The sequence below is a fragment of the Blastococcus sp. HT6-4 genome, from assembly GCF_039679125.1.
Lineage (GTDB): Bacteria > Actinomycetota > Actinomycetes > Mycobacteriales > Geodermatophilaceae > Blastococcus > Blastococcus montanus.
Map to the genome: position 1 here is coordinate 255359 of NZ_CP155551.1, position 22818 is coordinate 278176.

Genomic DNA, 22818 nt, shown 5'->3' on the forward strand with positions numbered 1-22818 from the left:
GATGTCTGACTGGAAGCCCCGGCTCATCGCGAGCGACATGGACGGCACGCTGCTGCGCTGGGACGACACGGTCAGCGAGGCGACGGTCGCCGAGCTCGAGCGGTGGCGGGCCGACGGCGTTCCGGTGGTCCTGGCCACCGGCCGCCCGCCGCGCTGGATGCACCGGATCCGCGAGGTGCTGCGCTCCGGCACCGCCATCTGCTGCAACGGAGCCGTGCTGCTCGACCTCGAGAGCTTCGAGATCATCCAGGAGGAGCCGGTGCACCCCGACGTCCTCCGGTCGGTCACGGCCGAGCTGCGCCGGCGGCAGCCGGACACCTGGTTCGCGGTCGAGTACGGGCTGGAGTTCCGTCACGAGCCCATCTACAAGCCGCGGTGGGACGTCGACGCTCCGGGGGTCGCCGAGGCGACGCTGGAGGAGATGCTGGCGCAGCCGGTCGCCAAGCTGCTGGCCCGCCACGAGACGCTGCCGCGCGACGAGTTCGTCGCGCTGGTGGAGGAGGTCATCGGCGGCCGGGCGACGGTCACGTGCTCGTCGACCGACGCCCTCGCGGAGATCTCCGCGTCCGGGGTGACGAAGGCGTCGGGCCTGGCCACGGTCGCCGACCGGCACGGTGTCGGACCCGAGGACGTCGTCGTCTTCGGCGACATGCCCAACGACATCGCCGCGTTCCGGTGGGTGCGCGACGGGGGTGGCCGGGCGGTCGCCATGGCGCACGCCCACCCGGACCTGCTCGCCGTCGCCACCGACGTCACCGGGACCAACGACGACGACGGCGTCGCCCGGTTCCTCGCCGGGCTGTGAAGCCACAGGTCATGGATTGGGTGCAACCTATTTGCTCGGTGGAGTGGCTCCAGAGTTCGGCTTGACTCCGCCGTGCGGGCGCCGACATCGGGGGGTGCGGGGCGCCGGGCTCCGCGACTTCTAGTCAGCGGAGCACCCCGATGCTGAAGCGCCTGTCCATCAGCCGCCGACTCGCCCTCGGCTTCCTCGTCGTCATCGTGTGCATGGCCGGCCTGACCGCCACCGGCGTGTGGCGCGTCGAGACGATCAACAGCCACCTGACGACCATCAACGACCTCAACAGTGTCAAGCAGCGCTACGCGATCAACTTCCGTGGCAGCGTGCACGACCGGGCCATCGCCCTCCGCGACGTCGTCCTGCGGGGCGACCCCGACCTGATCCAGCAGGAGATCGACGAGATCGACGTCCTCGCCGCCGCGTACGCGGACTCCGCCGGGCCGATGGGCGAGCTGTTCGCCGACCCGGCCAACGTCAACGACGACGAGGTCGCCGCCCTGGCGGAGATCCAGCGGATCGAGGCCGAGACCATGCCGCTGATCCAGCAGGTCATCGACCTCAAGCTGGCCGGTGCCACGGACCAGGCTCTCGCGGTGCTGCTTCAGCAGGCCGACCCCCTGTTCGTCGACTGGCTGGCGGCGATCAACGTCCTCATCGACATGGAGGAGGCGATGAACGCAGCGCTCAGCACGGAGGCCCGTGACACCGCGTCGAACTTCCTCCTGCTGATGGTGCTCATCTGCGCCGCCGCCGCGCTGCTCGCGACCGTCATCGCCTGGCGGACCACCAAGGGCATCACCCGGCCCCTGGCCGAGGCGGAGGTCGCCATGGCCGCCGTCGCGACGGGCGACCTCACCCAGCGTCTGGAGGTGCGGTCCCAGGACGAGGTCGGGCGCATGGCCCACTCGATCAACGCCGCGCTCACCTCGATCGGCGAGGTCATGGAGACCTTCCGTTCGGCGATCGAGGCCCTCACGACCGCCAGCCGCCGCGTCGGCGATCTCTCGCAGCGGATCTCCACCGGTGCGGAGGAGTCCTCCGCCCAGGCCGCCGTCGTCGCCGCGGCCGCCGGTGAGGTCTCGCACAACGTGCAGACGGTGGCAGCCGGATCAGAGGAGATGGGTGCCTCCATCCGGGAGATCGCGCACAACGCCACGGAGGCCGCATCGGTTGCCGGCCGGGCCGTGACCGCGGTCGAGACCACGACCGACACGGTGTCGCGGTTGGGCGAGTCCAGCCGCACCATCGGCGACGTCGTCAAGGTCATCTCCTCGATCGCGGAGCAGACCAACCTGCTGGCGCTCAACGCCACGATCGAGGCGGCGCGCGCCGGGGATGCCGGCAAGGGCTTCGCCGTCGTCGCCAACGAGGTCAAGGAGCTGTCGCAGGAGACCGCCCGCGCCACGGAGGACATCGCCCGCCGCGTGGAGGCGATCCAGAGCGACACCAGCGGCGCGATCACGGCGATCGCCCAGGTCGCCGAGGTGATCACGCGGATCAACGACTACCAGACGACGATCGCTTCGGCCGTGGAGGAGCAGACGGCCACCACCAACGAGATGAACCGGAGCGTGGCCGAGGCCGCTGCCGGATCCGGCCAGATCGCGGCCAACATCGACGGCGTCGCCGCGTCCGCCAAGGCCACCACGGAGCACGTCGAGGCCTCGCGGGAGGCCGCTGACGAACTGGCGCAGGTGTCCGGCCGGTTGCAGTCCCTCGTCGGCGGCTTCCGCTTCTGACGCACGGGCGCCGGGCCCGGCAGCCACCGATCCGGCCGCGCAGCGGCGCGGTGGCCGCCGGGCCCGTTCGCGCTCACCCCGGCGGGCGCGCCGAACGGATGAGTGGAGCGGCTACATCACTGTCTCGACTCAATTCCGGACCCGTGTCGGCCGACACAACGGTCAGACGACCGCCGGTGGAGCGGTTCAGGTTCCGGAAGAGGCCCGGCATGGACGCCGCTGTCACACCATCCCGTCCGCAGACGCACGAGCCCGAGGCGGGAGCCCGCGGCCTGTTCTCCCGCATCGGGCTCCAGGGGCGGATGCTCGCCGCCATCCTGCTGGTCGCCCTGACCACGCTGGCGGTCGGGCTGATCGGCGCCTCCCGCATGACCGTCCTCAGCGACCAGGCCGAGCAGGTCTACGAGGAGGGCACCGTCCCCCTCGACGACATCCGGCTGCTGCAGTCCTACTGGTGGGAGTACATGGCCCACTCGGCGCGGGGTGCGCTCACGAACATCGCTCCCGAGGCGGTCGCCGCGTCCCAGGCGAAGGCTGCTGAGGCGCAGGCGGTCATCGAGGAGCTCACGGCCACCGTCAGCGCGGCCCCGCTGGGCCCCGGTGCGCGTGCCTCGTTCGAGCGCTTCGAGCCCGCCGTCGCCAGCTACTTCCAGGCGCTGGGCCGGATGATCGCCGCCGGCCAGTCCGGTGACCCCGCGCAGCTGGCGCAGATGGGCGCGATCATCGGTGAGCTGCAGGCGGCCGAGGCCGAGGCGGTCGCCGCGCTGACCGAGGCCGCCGACGTCCAGTCGGAGTTCGCCCACCAGGTGGCCGACGACGCCATCGCCGCCGCCGAGTCCGCCCGGACGCTGACCTTCGTGGTGATCGGCATCGGGCTGGTCGTCTCGGTCGGGCTCGCGGTGCTGGTGGCCCGCAGCGTCAACCGGCCGGTGCAGCGGATCAGCGAGGTGCTGGACCGGGTCGCCGACGGTGACCTCAGCGTGCGGGTGGGCCCGACGGGTGGTGCCGAGCTGTCCCGGGTGTCGGCCGCCCTGGATCGCACCCTCGACTCGATCGGTGGTGTGCTCACCCTGGTCAACCACTCCGCGGAGCGTCTCGGCGAGGCCTCGCACAAGCTGAACGTCGCGTCGGAGGCGATCGCCGACAACGCCCGGACGGCGGCGGGTCAGGCCGACGAGGTGGTGGCCTCGGCGGGTGCGGTGGCCTCGAGCGTGGACACGGTGGCGACGGGGTCGTCGCAGATGGAGTCGGCGATCCGGGAGATCGCGCAGAACGCGAGCGAGGCGGCGCGGGTGGCGGGTCAGGCGGTGTCGGTGGCGGAGACCACGACGCGGACGGTGGGCAAGCTGGGTGATTCGTCGCAGGAGATCGCGACGGTGGTGAAGCTGATCAACGGGATCGCGGAGCAGACGAACCTGCTGGCGCTGAACGCCACGATCGAGGCGGCGCGGGCCGGTGAGGCGGGTAAGGGTTTCGCGGTGGTGGCGTCGGAGGTGAAGGAGTTGGCGCAGGAGACGGCGCGGGCGACCGAGGACATCTCGCAGCGGGTGGAGGCGATCCAGGCCGACACCGCGGGTGCGGTGGATGCGATCAGCCGGATCAGCTCGGTGATCGGTGAGATCAACGACTTCCAGGCGACGATCGCGGCGGCGGTGGAGGAGCAGACGGCGACGACGAACGAGATGAACCGGAACGTGGCCGAGGCCGCGAGTGGTTCGCAGGACATCGCCGCGGCGATCTCGGGTCTGGCCGCGGGCACGCAGGAGACCAGCCAGCGGGTCGAGGACGCTCAGCGCGCGGCGGTCGAGCTCGCCCAGATGAGTGGTGAGCTGCAGGAGGCCGTCCGCCGGTTCACCGTCTGACGACAGCCAGGATCAGGTGACCTGATCATCGATCGTCCTCCCTCACGGCAGACCGTGAGGGAGGACGCTCTGCGTCGCGGGAGGACGCGGTCCTGGTCGTCGCGGTGGGATCAGGCGACCGCGCCGGTGGCGTCGGCCCCGGGCTCCGCTCGATGGACGACCCGGAATCGCCGGGGACCGGCCAGCGGTCGGGCGAGCAGCTCCCGGAGACGGGCGACGGGTCCCTGGAGCCGCGGTAGGTCCGCGTTGACGACGCGGACCACCCGCACGTCGAGGTCGCGGATCCGGTCCTCGCGACGCTTCTCCTCCCGGGCCACCTCGGCCGGGGTCCGGCCCCCGCGCGGTTCGTCGTACTTGACGCATCCGTCGAACTCGACGGCGACGCCGGCGTCCGCGTACCAGGCATCCACCCGCGCGACGAAGCCCCTGGGCCCGTGCAACTCCACCTGCAGCTCGGGGCGGGGCAGCCCGGCCTCCAGCATGGCCAACCGTCCGCGCGTCTCGAGCGGTGACTCGGCTCGCCCGTCGGACAACCCCACGGCTCGCGCCGCCGCACCGATGCCGAGCCAGTGGCTCTGCCGGAGCACCACGTCCGTGAGGTCGGATCGGCGCACACGTTCCTCGAAGATCGCGGCGTCGATGGAGACGACGGCGTCGACGAGGGACCACTCCCTGGCGCAGTCGACGAGAGTGCGAGCCACACCGGTCACCGTGAACGGTCCGGTATCGACGACGTCCTCCTGCGGGAGCGCGGCCGCGGCGATCCGGTACCCGCGGCCGATCCGCCAATGATCGGGATCTGTCAGCCGGACGACGTCGTCGACGGTCCGGGGCAGGACGAGGCCGTGGGACCGCGCCGCCGAAGAGTGGCTGAGCACCGGCCCGGCGCCGAGCGCGGTCAGCGTGGCGACGGCAGCGAGGAGGTGACGAGCGCGGTCGTCGCCCAGTGCAGCGGCCCAGACCGGCGCGGGCACGTAGATCCCCCGACGCAGCCGGTGCCACGCGCCCGAGCCGACGGCCGCGCGGATCTCGTCAGGGCGGTAGCCGGCGCGGCGGGCGTCGGCGACGGTGAAGACGCCGCCGCGGCGTCGAGCGGCGGACTCGAGGACCGGATGCACGCCACCAGTCTGTGAAGCGGGGGCGCTCCGGGGAACGGTCGGCGCGCATCTGTGGACAGCCGTCGTCCACCCACACCCCGCAGCGTCCACCGACACCCCGCAGCGTCCGCCCTCACCGCGGACGGCGAGGGAGGACATCCGATGATCAGGTCAGCTGATCCGAGCTGCGTGCGGTCAGAGGTACTGGCCGCCGCCGGGGCGGAAGTCGTGCTGCTGGGCCGGCGCCTGGCCGCCCGGCAGGGCCTTGCGGCGCATCTCCTCCAGCTGCGCGCGGGCAGCCATCTGCTGGGCGAACACCGCCGTCTGGATGCCGTGGAAGACGCCCTCCAGCCAGCCGACCAGCTGGGCCTGGGCGATCCGCAGCTCGGCGTCCGACGGCGTCTCGCCCTCGCTGAAGGGCAGCGTGATGCGGGTCAGCTCCTCGCGCAGCTCCGGTGCGAGCCCCTGCTCCAGCTCCCGGATCGACGACTCGTGGATGTCCCGCAGGCGGTTGCGGCTGGCGTCGTCCAGCGGGGCCGCACGCACCTCCTCGAGCAGCTGCTTGATCATCGTCCCGATCCGCATGACCTTGGCGGGCTGCTCGACGAGCTGGCTCGGGTTCAGCTCGCCGTCGCCCTCGTCGTCGGCCGCCTGCGGCACGGGCAGGGCGCCCACCGGGCGGCCGTCGGGCCCGACCACGACGACCTGCTGCGGACGTTCGCTGCCGTTCTCCGGTGAAGTCATGGCCTCCATCCTGCCCCGTCCCGCCGACGGCCGGTGGTGGGGCGGGGGAGCCGGCCGGCGGACGGCCGGGACGGCGCGTGGGTGCCGGGTGGACGAACTAGGGTGCGGCGCATGTCTTCGGGGGCCGGACGACTGGACGTCGCACGCGTCCGGGGCCTGTTCCCCGCACTCTCCGACGGCTACGTGCACGCCGACGGTCCCGCCGGGTCGCTGGTGCCCGAGAACGTCGCCCACGCGGTCGGCTCCGCGATGCGCATGCCGGTGGCCGACCGCGGCGGTGTCTTCCCCGCGTCCGGCCGGGCCGAGGCGCTGGTGTCCGCAGCCCGCGCGGCGGTGGCCGACCTGGTCGGTGGCCGGCCCGGCGGCGTGGTGCTCGGGCCGAACATGACGACGCTCACCTACGCGCTGGCCCGCACGCTGGCCCGCACGTGGCGGCCGGGCGACGAGATCGTCGTGAGCCGGCTCGACCACGACGCCAACATCCGTCCGTGGCTGCAGGTGGCCGCCGCCACCGGGGTGACCGTGCGGTGGGCGGAGGTGGACATCGAGACCGGGGAGCTGCCCGCCTGGCAGTTCGCCGAGCTGCTCAACCGCCGCACCCGGCTGGTGGCGGTGACCGCCGCGAGCAACGCGCTGGGCACCCGGCCCGACGTCGCCGGGATCGCCGCCCAGGCCCACGCCGTCGGGGCGCTGCTCTACGTCGACGCGGTCCACGCCGCCCCGCACGTGTTCCTGGACAAGACGTCGCTGGGCGCGGACTTCGTGGCCGTCTCCGCCTACAAGTGGTGCGGTCCGCACGTCGGCGCCGTGGTGGCCGACCCCGAGCTGCTGGAGCAGCTGCGGCCGGACAAGCTGCTGCCGTCGCCGGACCGGGTGCCCGACCGGTTCGAGACCGGGACGCCGCCGTTCGAGCTGTACGCGGGGGTGAGCGCCGCCGTCGACCACCTGGCCGGGTTGTGCGGGGAGACGGCCGGTTCGCGGCGGGACCGGCTGCGGGCGTCGATGGGTGCGGTCGCCCGCCACGAGGGCGACCTCTTCGACTGGCTGGACCAGGCGTTGCGCGCCATGCGGCACGTGCTGGTGCTCGGCGCCCCGGAGCGAGCGACGCCCACGCTCTCCTTCACCGTCGCGGGGATGCGGCCGCGGCAGGTGGTCGCCGAGCTGGCCCGCGCCGGCATCTGCGGCTGGGACGGCGACTTCTACGCCCGGGAGCTGTTCGACGCGATCGGGGTGAACGAGGTCGGGGGCGCGGTGCGGCTGGGCCTGATGCACTACAACACCGCCGACGACGTCGGCCGGATGATCGACGCCGTCGCCGCGCTGCGCCCCCGCTGAGCCGTCCTCAGTCGCCGGCGACGAGCAGCACCTTGCCGACGTGCTCGCTGGACTCGACGACGCGGTGGGCCTCGGCGGCCCGTGACATCGGCAGCCGGCGGTCGACGATCGGCCGGACGACGCCGCGCTCGACGTCGGGCCACACGTCGTGCTGCACCGCGGTGACGATGTCGGCCTTGCCGCCGGGCCCGGTCGCCGGCCGCGAGCGCAGCGCGGTGGCGTGCACCGAGCCGCGCTTGCGCAGCAGCGCGTTGATGTCGAGCTCGGCCTTGGCGCCGCCCTGCATGCCGATGATCACCAGCCGGCCGCCGTCGGCCAGGACGTCGACGTTGCGGGCCAGGTACTTCGCGCCCATGTTGTCGAGGACGACGTCGACCCCGCGACCGTCGGTCGCCTCCTCCACCCGCTCGACGAAGTCCTCGTCGCGGTAGTTGACGCCCACCTCGGCGCCCAGTTCGCGGCAGACGTCGAGCTTCGCGGCGGTGCCGGCGGTGGTGAACACCCGGGCGCCGGCGCGGGCGGCGAGCTGGATCGCCATGGTGCCGATGCCGCTGGAACCGCCGTGCACGAGGAAGGAGTCGCCGCGCCGCAGGCCGGCCAGCATGAAGACGTTCGACCAGACGGTGCAGGCGACCTCCGGGAGGGCGGCCGCGGTGGCCAGCTCGACGCCCGAGGGCTTGGGCAGCACCTGGACGGCGGGGACGGCCACCCGCTCGGCGTAGCCCCCGCCGGCCAGCAGGGCGCACACCTCGTCACCGACCGACCAACCGGCGACGTCCTCGCCGATCTCGCTGACGATGCCGCTGCACTCCAGGCCCAGGATGGCGCTGGCGCCCTTCGGCGGCGGGTAGAAGCCCTGCCGCTGCAGCAGGTCGGCGCGGTTCACCGCCGTCGCGGCGACGTCGATGACGACCTCGCCGGGGCCGCAGACCGGGTCCGGGACCTGGGTCCACTCGAGGACGTCGGGGCCACCGGGCTCGCTGATCGTCACCGCACGCATGCCCCGACCTTAGGGAGCCCCGTGGGGGCGCTGCTCGCCGAGCTGTGCACGGGCGCGGTCGTCCGGGGGGCGATTCCCGCCCGGATGCGCATCCCGGCGCGCACAGCGTGCCGGGAACGCGCGACGGCGCCGCGCCCCCGAGGTGGGGACGCGGCGCCGTCGGCCGTGCTCAGCGGTTCTTGAGGTCCTTGCGCAGGATCTTGCCCGCCGCCGACTTCGGCACCTGCTCGATGAACTCGACGAACCGGATCTTCTTGTGCGGGGCCACCTTCTCGGCCATGTAGGCCATGACGGCGTCCTCGGTGAGCTCCGAGCCGGGCGCGCGGACGACGAAGGCCTTCGGCAGCTCCTCGCCGCTCTCCTTGTCGGGGACGCCGATGACGGCGGCGTCGGCGATCTCCGGGTGGTTGATGAGCACGGCCTCCAGCTCGGCCGGGGCCACCTGGTAGCCCTTGTACTTGATCAGCTCCTTGACCCGGTCGACGACGGTGTAGAAGCCGTTCTCGTCCACGACCGCGACGTCACCGGTGCGCAGCCAGCCGTCGCTGTCGACGGTGCCGACGGTGGCGTCGGGGTTGTTCAAGTAGCCCTTCATCACCTGGGGCCCGCGCACCCAGAGCTCACCGCGCTCACCCTCGGCGGCGTCCTCCCCGGTGCCCGGGTCGACCAGCCGGCACTCGGTGTTGGGCACCGCGAAGCCGACCGAGCCCTTGGGCACCTCGCCGCTGAAGCCCGGGGGCTCGGCGCCCGGGTCGGGGGTGGTGTGCGAGACGGGGGAGAGCTCGGTCATCCCGTAGCCCTGGCCCACCTGGACGCCGGTGTCGGCACCCTTGCGCAGCCGGTCCTGGGCGGCCAGCGCCAGCTGCTCGTCGAGCGGGGCGGCGCCGGAGAGGATTGAGGTGAGCGACGAGAGGTCGTACTGGTCGACGACCGGGTGCTTGGCCATCGCCAGCAGGATCGGCGGCGCCACGAAGGCGCGGGTGATCTTGTGGTCCTGGATCGTCCGGAGGAAGTCCTCCAGGTCGAACCGCGGCAGCGTCACGACGGCGCCGCCCCAGGCCAGGCCCTGGTTCATCAGCACGGTCAGGCCGTAGATGTGGAAGAACGGCAGGACGGCGATGATCCGCTCGTTCTCGCCGAGCTGGATCAGCGGCCGGCACTGCGCCACGTTGGCCACCAGGTTCCGGTGGGTCAGCATGACGCCCTTGGGCAGACCCGTGGTGCCGCTGGAGTAGGGGAGCGTGACCAGGTCGTTGGCCGGGTCGATGTCCACCTGCACCGACGGGGCGTCGGCGCCCAGCAGGTCGAACAGGTTGGCGTGGCCCTCGGCGCCGTCGAGGACGATGACCTCGTCGACCGGGGACTTCTCCACGGCCGCGCTCGCGCGGTCCATGAACAGCCCGATGGTGATCAGGATCTTCGCGCCGGAGTCCTTCAGCTGGAAGGCGATCTCGTCGGGCGTGTAGAGCGAGTTGATCGGGCTCATCACGCAGCCGGCCGCGGCGATGCCGTGGAAGACCACGGGGAACCACGGGGTGTTGGGGCAGAAGACGGCGACGACGTCACCCTTGCGCAGGCCCCGGGCGTGCAGGTTGGCGGCGACGCGGTCGACGTAGGCGGCCAGCTGGCCGTGGGTGATCACGTCGCCCTTGAGCCCGTCGATCAGAGCCGGGGCGTCGGGCCGGTCCTTGCCGGCCGCGAGGACGAACTCGGGTACGGAGACGTTCGGGATCTCGACGTCGGGATAACGGCTGGCCAGCGCCACGGATAATCCTCCTCGCACGGTGTTGTGGCGCCAGTCTCACACCTCCCGTGTCGGCGCTCACAAGGGGGTTACTGGCGGGTTCGCCCGATCAGCGGGGCCACAGCACCGACTGCGTGCAGCGGAACAGCGCGATCGTCTTCCCGGAGTCCGCGTTCGTCACCACGGCGTCCCACACCTGCGTCGTCCGGCCGGCGTGCACGTTGGTGGCCGTGCAGGCGATCCGTCCCTCGCGCGCGGTGCTCAGGTGGTTGCTCTTCAGCTCGATCGTGGTGAAGCCGGTCGAGCCCTCCGGCAGCAGCGCCCGCGTGGGCAGGCCGCAGCTCGTGTCGGCGAGGGTGACCACGGTGCCGGCGTGCAGGTAGCCGTTGGGCGCCAGCAGCTCGGGCCGGACGTCGAGGTGGCTGGTGAGCCGGCCGCGCTCGTGGGTGTCGATGACGATGCCGAGCAGCCCCGGGAAGGTGCCCGGGAGGAGGGCGTTGAGCTCGTCGGCGGTGAGGAACCCGGTGGCGGACATGCCCGAAAACGTAGCGGCAGCGGCGTCGGCGGCAGTGCGGGGTGGACCGGTCGCGGGGGCCCGGAGGGTCTCCCGACCGGGACATGGGCAGCGGCTCGACGGCAGTGGGGGACGGCAATTGGTCGCGGTGCGGTCCGGAGGACCGCGATGTCACGGTTCAGGCGAGGCCGCGGACGGTGCGCACGGGCGGCCGGGTGCCCTGGATCGAGGCCACCATGTCCAGCGTCTGCCGGGTGGGCGCGACGTCGTGGGCGCGGAACACCCGGGCGCCCAGCCAGGCGCTGACCGCGGTGGCGGCCAGCGTGCCGGTGAGCCGTTCGTCCAGCGGGACGTCGAGGGTCTCGCCGACGAAGTCCTTGTTCGACAGGGCCACCAGCACGGGCCAGCCGGTGTCCGCGAGCTCGCCCAGCCGGCGGGTGGCCTCGAGCGAGTGCCGGGTGTTCTTACCGAAGTCGTGCCCCGGGTCGACCAGCACCCGGTCGCGGTCCACACCGGCGGCGACGGCGGCCTCGGCCAGCGCCGTCGTCCGCGTGACGATGTCGGCGACGACGTCGTCGTAGGCCACGCGGTGCGGCCGGGTGCGGGGCGGCAGCCCCCCGGCGTGCGTGCAGACGATGCCGGCGCCCGCCTCGGCCGCGACGGCGGCGAGCGACGGGTCCACGCCGCCCCAGGCGTCGTTGACGACGTCGGCGCCGGCCGCCAGCGCCTCGCGCGCCACCTCCGCCCGCCAGGTGTCGATCGAGATCGGCAGCGCGGGGTGCGCGGCGCGGATCGCGGCCACGAGGTCGACGGTCCGGCGCACCTCCTCGGTGGGGGAGACCTCCTCGCCGGGCGCGGCCTTCACCCCGCCGACGTCGACCATGTCGGCGCCCTCGGCGACCACCTGGTCGACCCGCTCGACGGCGGCGGCCAGCTCGTAGGTGGCCCCGCGGTCGTAGAACGAGTCGGGGGTGCGGTTGACGATCGCCATGACGACGAACCGCCCGTCGGGCACGTCGAGGGCCCCCAGTCGCAGCAACCCGCTCCCCGTCCCATGGTCGTGTGTGGTGGAGTCAGCCAACCAGACCGTTCACGAGGAGGCAGAGCAGATGGCGCAGACGACGGCCGAGGGCGTCGAGGGGGTCCAGGGCCTGGTGGGTCAGCACCTGGGCCACAGCGACTGGGTGACGATCACGCAGGAGCAGGTGAACCAGTTCGCCGAGGCGACCGGTGACCACCAGTGGATCCACGTCGACCCGGAACGGGCGAAGAAGGAGAGCCCGTTCGGCGGGCCGATCGCGCACGGCTACCTGACGCTGTCACTGCTGCCCGCGCTGATGCCGCAGATCGTCGAGATCACCGGCTTCCGGATGGGCGTCAACTACGGCACGGAGAAGGTGCGCTTCCCCTCTCCGGTGCCGGTGGGCGCCAAGGTGCGGGCCGGGGCCACCCTCGAGGCGGCGACGCCGTTCGAGGGCGGCGTGCAGATGAACCTCGCCGTCACCGTGGAGATCGAGGGCGGCAGCAAGCCGGCGATGGTCGCCACCGTGGTCTACCGCCGCTACCTGTAGTCCGCGGCCACCAGGCATAGGAGGCTTTGCCTACGGATCTGACCCCGGAACCGTAGGCAAAGCCTCCTATGCCCCATGGCCGGTCAGGTGACGATGGCCTGGTTGACCAGCTGGCGCAGGTAGTTGCGGATCGGCAGCGTGCTCGAGGGCAGCAGCTGCGTGTAGAAGCTGACCGTGAGGTCCTCGACCGGGTCGACGTAGAACGCCGTCGACGCCGCCCCGCCCCAGCTGTAGTCGCCCACGTTCGAGACGACGCCGTAGCGCGTCGGGTCGATCACCATCGAGAAGCCGAGCCCGAAACCCACCCCGCGCAGCGGCGTCTCGGCGAACAGCGGCCGGCCGAAGGTCTCCAGGTCCTGGTCGCCCGGGATGTGGTTGCTGACCATGTGCGCGAGCGTGCGCGGGCCGAGCAGCCGGCCGCCGTCGTAGGAGCCGCCGCGGCGGAGCATCTCCACGAACCGCAGGTAGTCGCCGGCGGTGGAGACCAGCCCGCCGCCGCCGGAGAGGAACGCGGGCTTGCCGTGCGCCGCCTGCCCCATGGCGTCGAGGGGGGCGAACCCCGTGGCCGCACCGCCGGGCCGGCCGGGGGTGGCGGCGTAGAGGCGGGCCAGGGACTCGACGTCGTCGCCGTCCCGCAGGCCGAAGGAGGTGTCCCGCATGCCGAGCGGGGCGAAGATGCGCTGCTCGAAGAACTCGTCGAGCGGCTGTCCGGAGATCACCTCGACGAGGCGGCCGAGGACGTCGGTGGAGACGCCGTAGTTCCACTCGCTCCCCGGCTGGAAGACCAGCGGGACCGAGGCCCACTGCCGGCACACCTCCGCGGAGTCCGCACCCGGCGGCGTGCCCCACTCGTGGCCCATCGCGCGGTACATGGCGTCGACCGGGTGGGCGTGGTGGAAGCCGTACGTGAGCCCCGACATGTGGGTCAGCAGGTGCCAGACCCGGATCGGCTCGACCTGCGGGCTGGTCACCGGCTTCATGGCCGACCCGGCCACGTACACGCGGGTCTCGGCGAACTCGGGCAGCCACCGGGCGATCGGGTCGGTGAGCTGGAAGGCGCCCTCCTCGTACAGCATCATCGCCGCGACCGAGGTGATGGGCTTGGTCATCGAGAAGATGCGCCAGCGGGTGTCCTCCTCGACCGGGAGGCCCTCCTCGACGTTGCGGAAGCCGGAGCGCCCGACGTGCACGAGCTTCCCGTGCCGGGCGACCGTGACCAGGAAGCCGGGGAGCTGGCCGTCGTCGACGTACCGGGCGAGCCGGGCGTCGATGCGGGTCAGCCGGGCGGGATCCATCCCCACCTCGGCCGGATCGGTGCCCACCTGCAGATCGCTCACGCCCACCTCCGGGTCCCGGGTGCCGTCCGCCGCCGGGCGACGCCTCGACCGGCATCCTGACTCACGCCGTTGTGAGCCCGGACACACGGGGGTCGCGGCGTCCGCCCGGCGGCGGACACGGGGTGTCGCGGTCGATCAGACCGGGACGGAGCTCGCGGCCTTCTTCAGGTTCGAGCCGGCGGTCACCTTGACGGTGTTGGCCGCGGGGATGTCGATCGACTCACCGGTCTGCGGGTTGCGGCCGGTGCGGGCGGACCGCTGGGTCCGCTCGACGGTGATCAGGCCCGAGACGGCGACCTTCTCACCACGGGTGATGGCGTCGACGAGCTCGTCCTGCAGCCCGTTGAGGACCGAGTCCACGGTCGAGGCCGGGACGTCGGCGCGCTTGGCGATGGCGGAGACCAGTTCGGCCTTGTTCATGTGCTTCCTCTCGTAGGCGGTGGCGGTGCCATGTGGTCGGCACGCAGCCGGCTCCTTCCCCCGGACGCGCGGCGCGCGGGCGGGGTGCCCCGCGGTCCGCACAGGTGGCGCGGCGTACGGGGCGCCCGGTCTCGGGGAGTCCGGGCCGGGGGCACGGTGTCATGCCGCTCGCCGGTCTGGCCAGCGGGGGGGCCCGGAAGGCCCGCAGGTGACACGCCGGTCACAGCAGTCCCGGGCGTGCGAGGGTGCCGGTCGGGGCGGTCCGCGGACACCGCCGAGTCCTGCGACGACGGCGACGGGGCCCCGCGGCCGCGTGGTCAGCGGGCGGTGCGCGCGGCCGTCGCGAGGTCCTCGATCCGGAGCAGGCCGAGCACGTGCCCGCTCGGATCGGTGCAGACGACGGGATCGAAGCGGTACGCCGGTGGGCGGGCGAGCGCACGCCGCAGCGCGTCGCCGACGTCGGTGGACGGGTGCACGCGCAGGGAGACCGGGGCGGTGTGCACCTCGCCGGTCCGCGGATCGCCGAGCAGCAGGCCCGTCGGCTCGCCGTGCGGGCCCACGAGCACGGCCGGCGGGAGACCGGGCGGGTCCTCGTCGAGGACGCACTGGCGGACCGGGCGGAGGAGGCCGGCCACGCTGTCGGTCAGGCGGGCCCGGGCCGCGTGGGTGCGCACCAGCCGGGCGACGCCGGGGTCCAGCGGGAGGAACGCGGGAGCGGGCCGGCCGAGCAGCCAGCCCTGGGCCAGCGGCACGCCCAGGCGGGTCAGCACGGCCAGCTCGGCCGGGGTCTCGACGCCCTCGGCCAGCAGCAGCGCGTCGATCCGGCCGGCGAACTCGCCGATCATCTCGGTCAGGGCCGTGCGGACGGGGTCGCCGTCGACGTCCGAGACGAGGGCGCGGTCGAGCGCGACCAGCTGCGGCCGGACGGCGGCCAGCTGCAGGAGGCCCGAGCAGCGACCGCCGACGTCGTCGACCGCGATCAGCGCGCCCCGCTCGCGCAGGGCGTCGGTCTGCCGGCGCAGAGCGGACAGGTCGTCGACCGGCGTGTGGGCGGTGAGCTCGACGACGACGCGGTGCAGGTCCCGCCGGGTGGACAGGGCCTGCTGCAGGTCGGCGGAGCCGAGCAGGTGCGGGCTGACGTTCACCGTCAGGAACGTGTCCGGCGGCAGGCCGTCGACGGCGGCCAGCGCCTTGTGCACGGCCAGCGCCTCGAGCTCGGCGGCGAGACCGATCTCGGCGGCGGCGGCGAACCAGGCGTCGGGGCCGGCCGAGCCGGGGAAGCGTGCCAGGGCCTCGTAGCCGACGACCGTCGCGGCAGCCAGGTCGACGATCGGCTGGAAGACGAGCGACAGGTCGTCGGCGTCGGCGAGCAGCGGCCGGCAGTCCGGGAGGTGGGCCGTGCGCGTGCCGGGCATGGAGGGGGCATCGGCCGGTCGCGGGCGATGCTTGAACCCGGGTGCTCACCCGCGGGGGGACACGCCGCCGACGGTGGCCGGGAAGGCGCCGGGACCGTTCCGCGGCGCAGTCGTGCCAGCATGTGCGTCCGACGCGCCGCCGGGGTGTGCCGGCGGCAGGGGTGGGGGGGGATGCGTGACCACGTCTCGGCCCGCCGTCCCCACCGATCCGCCGGACGTCGACCCGCTGACCGACCCGCTGCGGATCGCGGCGGCCCGGCGCCTGCTGCTCGAGGTCCCCGGCCCGGCGGCGTTCGACCGGCTGTCGGCGCTGGCCGCCCGCCTGCTGGCCGCCGCGCACGCCAAGGTCACCCTGTTCACCGACCACGACGTCGTCGTCGGCGGGTACGGGCTGCCCGCCGGCGTGGTCGGGGGCCCGGCGCTGCTCACCGGCGCCCTGTCGGCGATCACCGTGCGCCAGGGGAGCCCGCTGAGCGTCTCGGCGGCCACCCGGGACGACCGGGTGGCCGCGCTGCCCGCCGTCACGTCGGGAGAGATCCGCGCCTACCTGGGTGTCCCGCTGACGGCCGCCTCCGGCCAGGTGGTCGGGGCCCTGGCCGTGTACGACCCCGCGCCCCGGGAGTGGTCCCACGACGCCGTCGAGCTGCTCGAGCAGCTGGCCGCCTCCGTGGTCGCGGAGCTGGAGCTCTCGGCCGCGCAGTCGGCGGTCGGCACCTCCCGCGCCTGGCTCGAGGTGGCGCTCGAGGCCGGCTCGGTCGGCATCTGGGAGCGCGACCTGCGCACCGGGGCGGTCCACTGGGACGACCGGTGCGCGGCGCTGTTCGGCCTGGACTCCGCGGTCGAGCACGAGTCGATGGACCGGGTACTCACCGACCACGTGCATCCCGACGACCACCCGGCGATCGTCGAGGCGATGCGGGCCGCGATCGAGGAGCGCGGCGACTACACGGTCGAGTTCCGGGTGGTCCGGGAGGACGGCGTCGTCCGCTGGGTGCTCGCCCGGGGCCGGGTGGTCACCGACGCGGCGGGGACCCCGGCGCGGGTGCTCGGCACCGTCCTCGACGTCACCGACGCCCGCGCGCAGGCCGGGCAGCGGCTCACCGCCGTCCAGCGCGCCGCCGCCATCGCCGAGGTCGCCGCCGAGCTCGCCAACGCCGCGCGCCTGGACCAGCTCGCCGACGTGGTGCTGCGTGGGGCGCAGGTGCTCGGCGCCCGGTCCAGCGCGCTCGCCATCACCGACTCCCGCGGCGGGTCGCTGCGGTTGCACATGACCGGCAACCTGGTCTCCGCCGTGCGGGACGGGCGGCCGGACATCGGCCTCGCGGACGGGGTCGTCCTGCCGATGGACGACGCGCTGCCGGCCCAGTTCGTGGCCCGGCACGGCCGCCGCCTGCTGCTCGGGGACCGGGCCGAGGCGCTCGCCAGGTTCCCGGCGATGGAGCGGGTCGTGGATCTGCTCGACCTGCGGGCGATGGCGGCGATCCCGCTGCGCGTGGAGGGACGGGTGCTCGGCAGCTTCCTCGCCGGCTGGACCGTCGAGCACGAGTTCTCGCCCGACGACGTCGACGTGCTGGAGGCCCTCGCCGCCCAGATCGCCCTCAGCGTCTCCCGGCTGCAGGCCGACGCGCAGCGCGCCGCGGCGGTCGAGGCCATGGCGCGGGCCAACCAGCGGCTGCGGCTGCTCGCCGAGGGCGGCCGGGTGCTGTCCGGCACGCTGGACGTCGACCAGCAGATCGGCCAGCTCGCCTCCCTCGTGGTGCCCGACCTCGGCGACTGGTGCTGGATCGTGGTCACCGACGAGCAGGGCCGCCTGCACGACGTCGCGAGCAGCCACCGTGATCCCGCCCGGCGGGCGGAGGTCGAGTCCTACGTGCGCGGCATGGTCGCGGCGATGACCGAGCAGTCCGCGGCCCGCCGGGTGATGGCCACCGGCCGTCCGGTGCTGCTGCCGGAGATCGACCGGGAACACGTGGTCCGGGCGCTGCCCGATCCCGCTGCCCGCGCGGGGTTCGACCGGCTGGCGGCCACCTCCTCCGTGGTGGTGCCCCTGGTGGCGCGCGGCCAGGTGCTCGGCGCCCTCGGCCTGTTCGCCGGGGAGGGCCGCGGCCCGCTCGGCGAGGCCGAGGTGGACACCGCCGTGGAGATCGGCCGGCGGGCGGGCCTGGCCCTGCACCAGGCGCGGCTCTACGGCCAGCAGCGGGAGCTGGCCGACGCGCTGCAGCGCAGCATGCTCACCGAGCCGCCCCCGTCCGAGCACGGCGAGATCGTCGTCCGGTACGTGCCGGCGGCGGAGGGCGCCGAGATCGGCGGCGACTGGTACGACGCCTTCCTGCAGCGCGGCGGGACGACGGTGCTGGCGATCGGCGACGTGGTCGGGCACGACACCCGCGCCGCGGCCGCGATGGGGCAGGTCCGCGGCCTGCTGCGGGGGATCAGCTACTCCGGTGGCGGCTCACCGGCGGAGGTGCTCAGCGAGCTCGACCGCGCCGTCCAGGGGCTCGCGCTGGACACCATGGCCACCGCGCTGGTCGCCCAGCTGGATCCCGAGCCGGGCGACGGGGCCGGCCGGATGCGGCTGCGCTGGGCCAACGCCGGCCACCCGCCCCCCGTCCTGCTGGCCTCCGACGGCAGCGTGGTGCTGCTCGACGGCAAGCAGGCCGACCTCCTGCTGGGGGTGGCCCCGGAGACCGAGCGCGAGGACCACGTGGCCGTCCTGGCCCCGGGGTCCACGGTGCTGCTCTACACCGACGGTCTCGTGGAGCGGCGGGACCGGGACATCGACGTCGGCACCGAGCAGCTGCTGGACGTCCTCGCCGAGTGCGCCGGGCTGCCCCTCGGCGAGCTGTGCGACCGGGTGCTGGAGCGGATGTTCCTCCCCGACGCCGAGGACGACGTCGCCGTCCTCGCCGTCCGGCTGCGCCCGGAGGCCTGAGACGGGGGCGGACCCGCCGCCGCTGCGCCACCTGCCGTCGCGGACCTCAGCGGACCTGTGGCCCGGTCCGCTACATGTTGCCCGCGCGGTCGGACCCTGCCCCCTGGTGGGGGCAGGGTCCGACCGTGCGCGGATCACCCCTGCCTCACTGGCCGGGCGGCACCTCCAGGTCGGTCGCGGTCCCCTCGGGGGTCTCGGCGTCGTTCGCGGCGCGCAGCTCGGCGTCGCGCGCGGCCATCGCCTCCTGCCGGTCCGGCTCCTCCTCGAGGATGGCCGCGGCCTTCCAGTCGGCCGGGATGGCGAAGGCATCGACCAGCGTGATCATGTGCGGCCGCAGTTCCTTGACCAGCGAGTTCACCGTGGCCGTCAGCGTCTTGGCCCGCGCGGGCGTGAGCTGCCCGTGCTCGAGGAACCAGGCCTTGTCCGCCTCGATGGTCGACAGCGCGTACAGGTCGCAGACGGTGTCGAGCAGCGTCTTCACGGCGGGGTCGGTGGCGCGGTCGACGCCCTCGACGAACGCCTCCAGCACGACCCGGTCGATGTGCGCCCGCGCGGTCGACAGCACGTGGTCCTGCACGTCGTTGAACATGTCGAACGGGGCCATGCCCTCGGCCGCGGAGTTCTTCCGCAGCCGGCGGGTGGCGCCCTCGAGCGAGTGCTTCTCGCGGAACTCGAACATCTTCAGCTGCCAGCCGCGGTCGAGCATCGGCACCTCGTCGTCCCGGCCGGGGACGGCGTCCACCAGCCGCTGGATGAGGGCGCGCGCCGCCGTCCGCTCCAGTACCGCCTCGCGGACCATGTCGGCGACGAAGCCGACCCGGCCCCAGCCGTCCAGCGAGCCGAAGGCGTCGCGGTAGTCGGTGAGCAGGCCCTTGGCGACCAGCTGCAGCAGCACGGTGTTGTCGCCCTCGAACGTGGTGAAGACGTCCGTGTCGGCCTTGAGGTGCGGCAGCCGGTTCTCCTGCAGGTAGCCGGCGCCCCCGCAGGCCTCGCGGCACATCTGGATGGTGCGCGTGGCGTGCCACGTCTGGGCCGCCTTCAGCCCGGCGGCGCGGGACTCCAGCTCCCGCTGGGCGTGCTCGTCGACCTCCTGTCCGTGCTCGTGCACGGCGGTGTGGATGTCGTGCATGGTCCCGGTCAGCTCCTCCTGCGCGAAGGTCAGCGCGTAGGTGGTCGCCAGCGCGGGCAGCAGCTTCCGCTGGTGCACCAGGTAGTCGTTGATGACGACCTCGCGCTCCTCGCCGGGGGCGGCGAACTGCCGGCGGACCTCGCCGTACCGGACCGCGATGTCCAGGGCCAGCTTCGTGGCCGAGGACGCCGAGCCGCCGACGCTGACCCGGCCGCGCACCAGCGTGCCCAGCATGGTGAAGAAGCGGCGGGTCTCGTTCTCGATCGACGACGTGTAGGTGCCGTCGGCGGCGACCTGCCCGTAGCGGTCGAGCAGCATGTCCCGCGGCACGGCGACGTGGTCGAAGCTCAGCCGGCCGTTGTCGACGCCGAGCAGGCCGGCCTTGGGGCCGTCGTCCCCGATCGTGACGCCGGGCATCGGGGCGCCGTCCTCGTCGCGGATCGGCACCAGCCAGGCGTGCACGCCGTGGTTCTTCCCCTGGGTGACCAGCTGGGCGAAGACGACGGCCATCCGCCCGTCCTTGGCGGCGTTGCCGATGTAGTCCTTGCGCGCGGCCTGGTGCGGGGTGTGCAGGTCGAACGTCTGCGTGGCGGGGTCGTAGGTGCAGGTGGTGCGCAGCTGCTGGACGTCGGAGCCGTGGCCGGTCTCGGTCATGGCGAAGCAGCCGGGCAGGTCGAAGCTCATGATGTCGCGCAGGTAGGTCTCGTGGTGCCGGCGCGTGCCGAGCAGCTGGACGGCGCCGCCGAACAGCCCCCACTGGACGCCGGCCTTGACCATGAGCGACAGGTCGGTGAAGGCCAGCATCTCGATCGAGGTGACCGAGCCGCCGGCGTCGGCCTCGCCGCCGTACTCCTTGGGGAAGCCGAGGGTCACCCGGCCGGACGTCGCCAGCTTCGCCGCCATGCGGGTGACCCGCTCCCGGGCCTCGGCCATCGACTCGCCGTAGACCGGGAGCATGTCCGGGTCGTGCAGGTTCTCCCGCGCGTCGCGGCGGACGTGCGACCAGCGGCCGTCGAGGGCCTCCTGGAGCCGGGCCGCGTCGACCGTGTTCGGCAGGGTGCTCGTCACTGTTCCTCCTGGGACGTCGATCGTGCGGTCGGTGCGGGTCGGTCGGATCCGCGGCCGGGCATCGGGACGACGCCGGTGAGCCCGGACCAGGCCAGGTCGGTGAGGTGGGCGGCCAGGTCGGCGCGGGGCATCGGCCGGTCGGCCCGGAGCCACCAGTCGGCGGCGGCGCGGACCAGGCCGATCAGCCCGTGCCCCCACGGTCCGGCGGGTGCGGGGTCGCGGCCGGCCCGCGTGAGGGCGGTGCGCAGCAGCCCGGCCGCCTCGTCGCCCACGAGGTCGGAGAGGTTGTCGATGGGGTCGGCGTCGACCGGGCGGTCGGTGGGGTGCAGGTGGACGACGAACCGGTACAGCTCGGGGTCGGCCTCGCAGAAGGCGAGGTAGGCCTCGACGGCAGCCGTGGTCATCGCCCGCGGGGAGCCGGCGTGCTCCATCGCCGCCCGCAGCCGGGGGAGCAGCTGCTCGGCGACGCGCGCGCAGACGGCCACGTAGAGGTCGGTGCGGTCGGCGAAGTGCCGGTAGACGACGGTCTTGCTGGTGCCGGCCTCGGCGGCGATCTCCTCCATGCCGACGCCGGCGCCGTGCCGGCCGATCGCGGCGACGGCGGCGTCGACCAGTGCGGCGCGGCGGGCGCGGCGGTGCTCGTCCCACCGCGAGCTCCGCCGGTCCCGCACGGCCGCCGCCGCCTCTCCCGACGACGGGGCCGTCGTCTCCGCTCCCACCGCCTCAAGTTTCACGGAACCCACGGTACCGGGTACTGTGGGTACCGGCCAGTCCCACCCGAGCTCGGAGGTCCTGATGGCTACCCAGAACCCGGCCACCCGCAAGGCCGCGATCGTCGGCGGCAACCGGATCCCGTTCGCGCGGTCCAACTCCGCCTACGCGCAGGCGTCCAACCAGGACATGCTCACCGCCACGCTCGACGGGCTGGTCGCCCGCTTCGGGCTGCAGGGCGAGTCGGTGGGCGAGGTCGTCGCCGGCGCCGTCCTCAAGCACGCGCGCGACTTCAACCTCACGCGTGAGTCCGTGCTCGGCTCCAGGCTCGCGCCGACCACCCCCGCCTACGACGTCCAGCAGGCCTGCGGCACCGGCCTCGAGGCGGCGATCCTGGTCGCCAACAAGATCGCGCTCGGGCAGATCGAGTCCGGCATCGCCGGCGGCGTCGACACGACGTCCGACGCCCCGCTCGCGGTCAGTGACGACCTGCGCCGGGTGCTCATCTCGCTGAACAACGCCAAGACGGTGCAGGACCGGCTCAAGGCGCTGGCGAGGATCCGTCCGGGCATGATCGCGCCGGACATGCCGCGGAACGCGGAACCCCGCACCGGCCTCGCGATGGGCGACCACGCGGCGATCACCGCCAAGGAATGGCAGATCGGCCGGGAGGAGCAGGACGAGCTCGCCGCCCGGTCGCACCGGAACATGGCGGCCGCCTACGACCGCGGCTTCTTCGACGACCTGGTGACGCCGTTCCTCGGCCTGGCCCGCGACAACAACGTGCGGCCGGACTCGAGCGTGGAGAAGCTGGCGAAGCTGAAGCCGGTCTTCGGCAAGGGTGACCCCGACGCCACGATGACGGCGGGCAACTCGACCCCGCTGACCGACGGCGCCTCGGCCGTGCTGCTGGCGTCGGACGAGTGGGCCGAGGCCAAGGGGCTGCCGGTGCTCGCCCACCTGGTCGACGCGCAGACCGCCGCGGTCGACTACGTGCACGGCGGCGAGGGCCTGCTCATGGCGCCGGTGTACGCCGTCCCCGTGTTGCTGGCCCGCAACGGGCTCTCGCTCCAGGACTTCGACTTCTACGAGATCCACGAGGCGTTCGCCTCCACGGTCCTCGCGACGATGAAGGCCTGGGAGGACCCGGCGTACTGCAAGGAGAAGCTGGGCCTCGACGCCCCGCTGGGCTCGATCGACCGCGCCAAGCTGAACGTCCACGGCTCGTCGCTGGCCGCCGGGCACCCGTTCGCCGCGACCGGTGGCCGGATCGTGGCCAGCCTGGCGAAGACGCTGCACGAGGCGGGCCCGGGCAAGCGCGGCCTGATCTCCATCTGCGCCGCCGGCGGTCAGGGCGTCGTCGCCGTCCTCGAGTCCTGACCCCGGTCCGGCGACAGC

General features: G+C 73.5%; 18 protein-coding genes. 7 read left to right on the top strand and 11 right to left on the bottom strand.

The window, feature by feature from the left end; genetic code table 11:
- Nucleotide 1: 1 nt before the first annotated feature.
- The 3 genes from ABDB74_RS01205 to ABDB74_RS01215 all read left to right on the top strand — a co-directional run bounded on the left by ABDB74_RS01205 (nucleotide 2) and on the right by ABDB74_RS01215 (nucleotide 4403).
- Nucleotides 2-805, top strand: coding sequence for an HAD family hydrolase (locus ABDB74_RS01205; protein WP_346621149.1), 804 nt, complete (start codon nucleotides 2-4; stop codon nucleotides 803-805).
- A gap of 140 nt (nucleotides 806-945) precedes the next feature.
- Complete coding sequence (locus ABDB74_RS01210) at nucleotides 946-2541, top strand: methyl-accepting chemotaxis protein (RefSeq protein ID WP_346621150.1); 1596 nt, start codon at nucleotides 946-948, stop codon at nucleotides 2539-2541.
- Between the two features lie 209 nt (nucleotides 2542-2750).
- Nucleotides 2751-4403: a methyl-accepting chemotaxis protein gene (locus ABDB74_RS01215; protein ID WP_346621152.1), complete on the top strand. Its 1653-nt coding sequence runs from the start codon at nucleotides 2751-2753 to the stop codon at nucleotides 4401-4403.
- A 110-nt stretch (nucleotides 4404-4513) separates the two neighbouring features.
- Here the strand turns inward: ABDB74_RS01215 and ABDB74_RS01220 are convergent, their stop codons facing one another.
- Together ABDB74_RS01220 and ABDB74_RS01225 are read right to left on the bottom strand one after the other, a co-directional pair.
- Nucleotides 4514-5521, bottom strand: a complete 1008-nt coding sequence (locus ABDB74_RS01220) for a type IV toxin-antitoxin system AbiEi family antitoxin domain-containing protein (RefSeq protein WP_346621153.1) — start codon at nucleotides 5519-5521, stop codon at nucleotides 4514-4516.
- 174 nt (nucleotides 5522-5695) lie between these two features.
- On the bottom strand, nucleotides 5696-6244 hold the full coding sequence (locus tag ABDB74_RS01225) for a bacterial proteasome activator family protein (RefSeq protein ID WP_346621154.1): 549 nt from the start codon (nucleotides 6242-6244) through the stop codon (nucleotides 5696-5698).
- Between the two features lie 111 nt (nucleotides 6245-6355).
- Between ABDB74_RS01225 and ABDB74_RS01230 the strand changes: the two genes are divergently transcribed.
- Entirely contained in the window at nucleotides 6356-7579 is a 1224-nt protein-coding gene (locus tag ABDB74_RS01230; RefSeq protein WP_346621155.1) for a cysteine desulfurase-like protein, read from the top strand.
- 7 nt (nucleotides 7580-7586) lie between these two features.
- On the opposite strand, the gene ABDB74_RS01235 is transcribed toward ABDB74_RS01230, so the two are convergent.
- The 4 genes from ABDB74_RS01235 to folP form a co-directional block, all read right to left on the bottom strand.
- Nucleotides 7587-8579: an NAD(P)H-quinone oxidoreductase gene (locus ABDB74_RS01235; RefSeq protein ID WP_346621157.1), complete on the bottom strand. Its 993-nt coding sequence runs from the start codon at nucleotides 8577-8579 to the stop codon at nucleotides 7587-7589.
- A 169-nt stretch (nucleotides 8580-8748) separates the two neighbouring features.
- Nucleotides 8749-10344, bottom strand: a complete 1596-nt coding sequence (locus ABDB74_RS01240) for a 4-coumarate--CoA ligase family protein (protein WP_346621158.1) — start codon at nucleotides 10342-10344, stop codon at nucleotides 8749-8751.
- 88 nt (nucleotides 10345-10432) lie between these two features.
- Nucleotides 10433-10858: a PaaI family thioesterase gene (locus tag ABDB74_RS01245; protein WP_346621159.1), complete on the bottom strand. Its 426-nt coding sequence runs from the start codon at nucleotides 10856-10858 to the stop codon at nucleotides 10433-10435.
- A 157-nt stretch (nucleotides 10859-11015) separates the two neighbouring features.
- Nucleotides 11016-11876, bottom strand: a complete 861-nt coding sequence (gene folP, locus ABDB74_RS01250; RefSeq protein ID WP_346621160.1) for a dihydropteroate synthase — start codon at nucleotides 11874-11876, stop codon at nucleotides 11016-11018.
- A 70-nt stretch (nucleotides 11877-11946) separates the two neighbouring features.
- Here folP and ABDB74_RS01255 point away from each other — a divergent pair, with 70 nt between their 5' ends.
- Nucleotides 11947-12408, top strand: coding sequence for a MaoC family dehydratase (locus ABDB74_RS01255; RefSeq protein WP_346621162.1), 462 nt, complete (start codon nucleotides 11947-11949; stop codon nucleotides 12406-12408).
- 83 nt (nucleotides 12409-12491) lie between these two features.
- Here ABDB74_RS01255 and ABDB74_RS01260 read toward each other — a convergent pair whose 3' ends face one another.
- From ABDB74_RS01260 to ABDB74_RS01270, 3 genes are all read right to left on the bottom strand, one after another.
- Nucleotides 12492-13745 carry a serine hydrolase domain-containing protein gene (locus ABDB74_RS01260; protein ID WP_346621164.1) on the bottom strand — a complete coding sequence of 418 codons (1254 nt, stop codon included), beginning with the start codon at nucleotides 13743-13745 and terminating at the stop codon, nucleotides 12492-12494.
- Between the two features lie 135 nt (nucleotides 13746-13880).
- The gene (locus ABDB74_RS01265) at nucleotides 13881-14267 is read right to left on the bottom strand and encodes an HU family DNA-binding protein (RefSeq protein WP_346621166.1); all 387 of its coding nucleotides are present in this window, start codon (nucleotides 14265-14267) and stop codon (nucleotides 13881-13883) included.
- A gap of 215 nt (nucleotides 14268-14482) precedes the next feature.
- A complete protein-coding gene (locus tag ABDB74_RS01270; RefSeq protein ID WP_346621168.1) occupies nucleotides 14483-15580 on the bottom strand; it encodes an EAL domain-containing protein in 1098 nt (365 codons plus the stop codon).
- Nucleotides 15581-15755: 175 nt separating this feature from the next.
- Between ABDB74_RS01270 and ABDB74_RS01275 the strand changes: the two genes are divergently transcribed.
- On the top strand, nucleotides 15756-18512 hold the full coding sequence (locus ABDB74_RS01275) for a SpoIIE family protein phosphatase (RefSeq protein WP_346621169.1): 2757 nt from the start codon (nucleotides 15756-15758) through the stop codon (nucleotides 18510-18512).
- Nucleotides 18513-18657: 145 nt separating this feature from the next.
- Here ABDB74_RS01275 and ABDB74_RS01280 read toward each other — a convergent pair whose 3' ends face one another.
- Both ABDB74_RS01280 and ABDB74_RS01285 read right to left on the bottom strand, forming a co-directional pair.
- Nucleotides 18658-20709 (bottom strand): acyl-CoA dehydrogenase, encoded by a 2052-nt coding sequence (locus tag ABDB74_RS01280; protein ID WP_346621170.1) that lies wholly within the window; start codon nucleotides 20707-20709, stop codon nucleotides 18658-18660.
- A complete protein-coding gene (locus ABDB74_RS01285) occupies nucleotides 20706-21443 on the bottom strand; it encodes a TetR/AcrR family transcriptional regulator (RefSeq protein ID WP_346621171.1) in 738 nt (245 codons plus the stop codon). The genes ABDB74_RS01280 and ABDB74_RS01285 overlap by 4 nt, the downstream gene beginning before the upstream one ends.
- Nucleotides 21444-21504: 61 nt before the next feature.
- On the opposite strand from ABDB74_RS01285, the gene ABDB74_RS01290 reads away from it, so the two are divergent.
- A complete protein-coding gene (locus ABDB74_RS01290; RefSeq protein ID WP_346621172.1) occupies nucleotides 21505-22800 on the top strand; it encodes an acetyl-CoA C-acetyltransferase in 1296 nt (431 codons plus the stop codon).
- Nucleotides 22801-22818: the final 18 nt, after the last annotated feature.

Excerpts from the sequence above, each read along its gene's own strand:
- ABDB74_RS01290 (WP_346621172.1), top strand. The coding sequence starts at position 21,505 with ATGGCTACCCAGAACCCGGCCACCCGCAAGGCCGCGATCGTCGGCGGC.
- ABDB74_RS01245 (WP_346621159.1), bottom strand. The coding sequence starts at position 10,858 with ATGTCCGCCACCGGGTTCCTCACCGCCGACGAGCTCAACGCCCTCCTC.
- ABDB74_RS01215 (WP_346621152.1), top strand. The coding sequence starts at position 2,751 with ATGGACGCCGCTGTCACACCATCCCGTCCGCAGACGCACGAGCCCGAG.
- ABDB74_RS01210 (WP_346621150.1), top strand. The coding sequence starts at position 946 with ATGCTGAAGCGCCTGTCCATCAGCCGCCGACTCGCCCTCGGCTTCCTC.
- ABDB74_RS01255 (WP_346621162.1), top strand. The coding sequence starts at position 11,947 with ATGGCGCAGACGACGGCCGAGGGCGTCGAGGGGGTCCAGGGCCTGGTG.
- ABDB74_RS01225 (WP_346621154.1), bottom strand. The coding sequence starts at position 6,244 with ATGACTTCACCGGAGAACGGCAGCGAACGTCCGCAGCAGGTCGTCGTG.
- ABDB74_RS01270 (WP_346621168.1), bottom strand. The coding sequence starts at position 15,580 with ATGCCCGGCACGCGCACGGCCCACCTCCCGGACTGCCGGCCGCTGCTC.
- ABDB74_RS01230 (WP_346621155.1), top strand. The coding sequence starts at position 6,356 with ATGTCTTCGGGGGCCGGACGACTGGACGTCGCACGCGTCCGGGGCCTG.
- ABDB74_RS01205 (WP_346621149.1), top strand. The coding sequence starts at position 2 with ATGTCTGACTGGAAGCCCCGGCTCATCGCGAGCGACATGGACGGCACG.
- ABDB74_RS01235 (WP_346621157.1), bottom strand. The coding sequence starts at position 8,579 with ATGCGTGCGGTGACGATCAGCGAGCCCGGTGGCCCCGACGTCCTCGAG.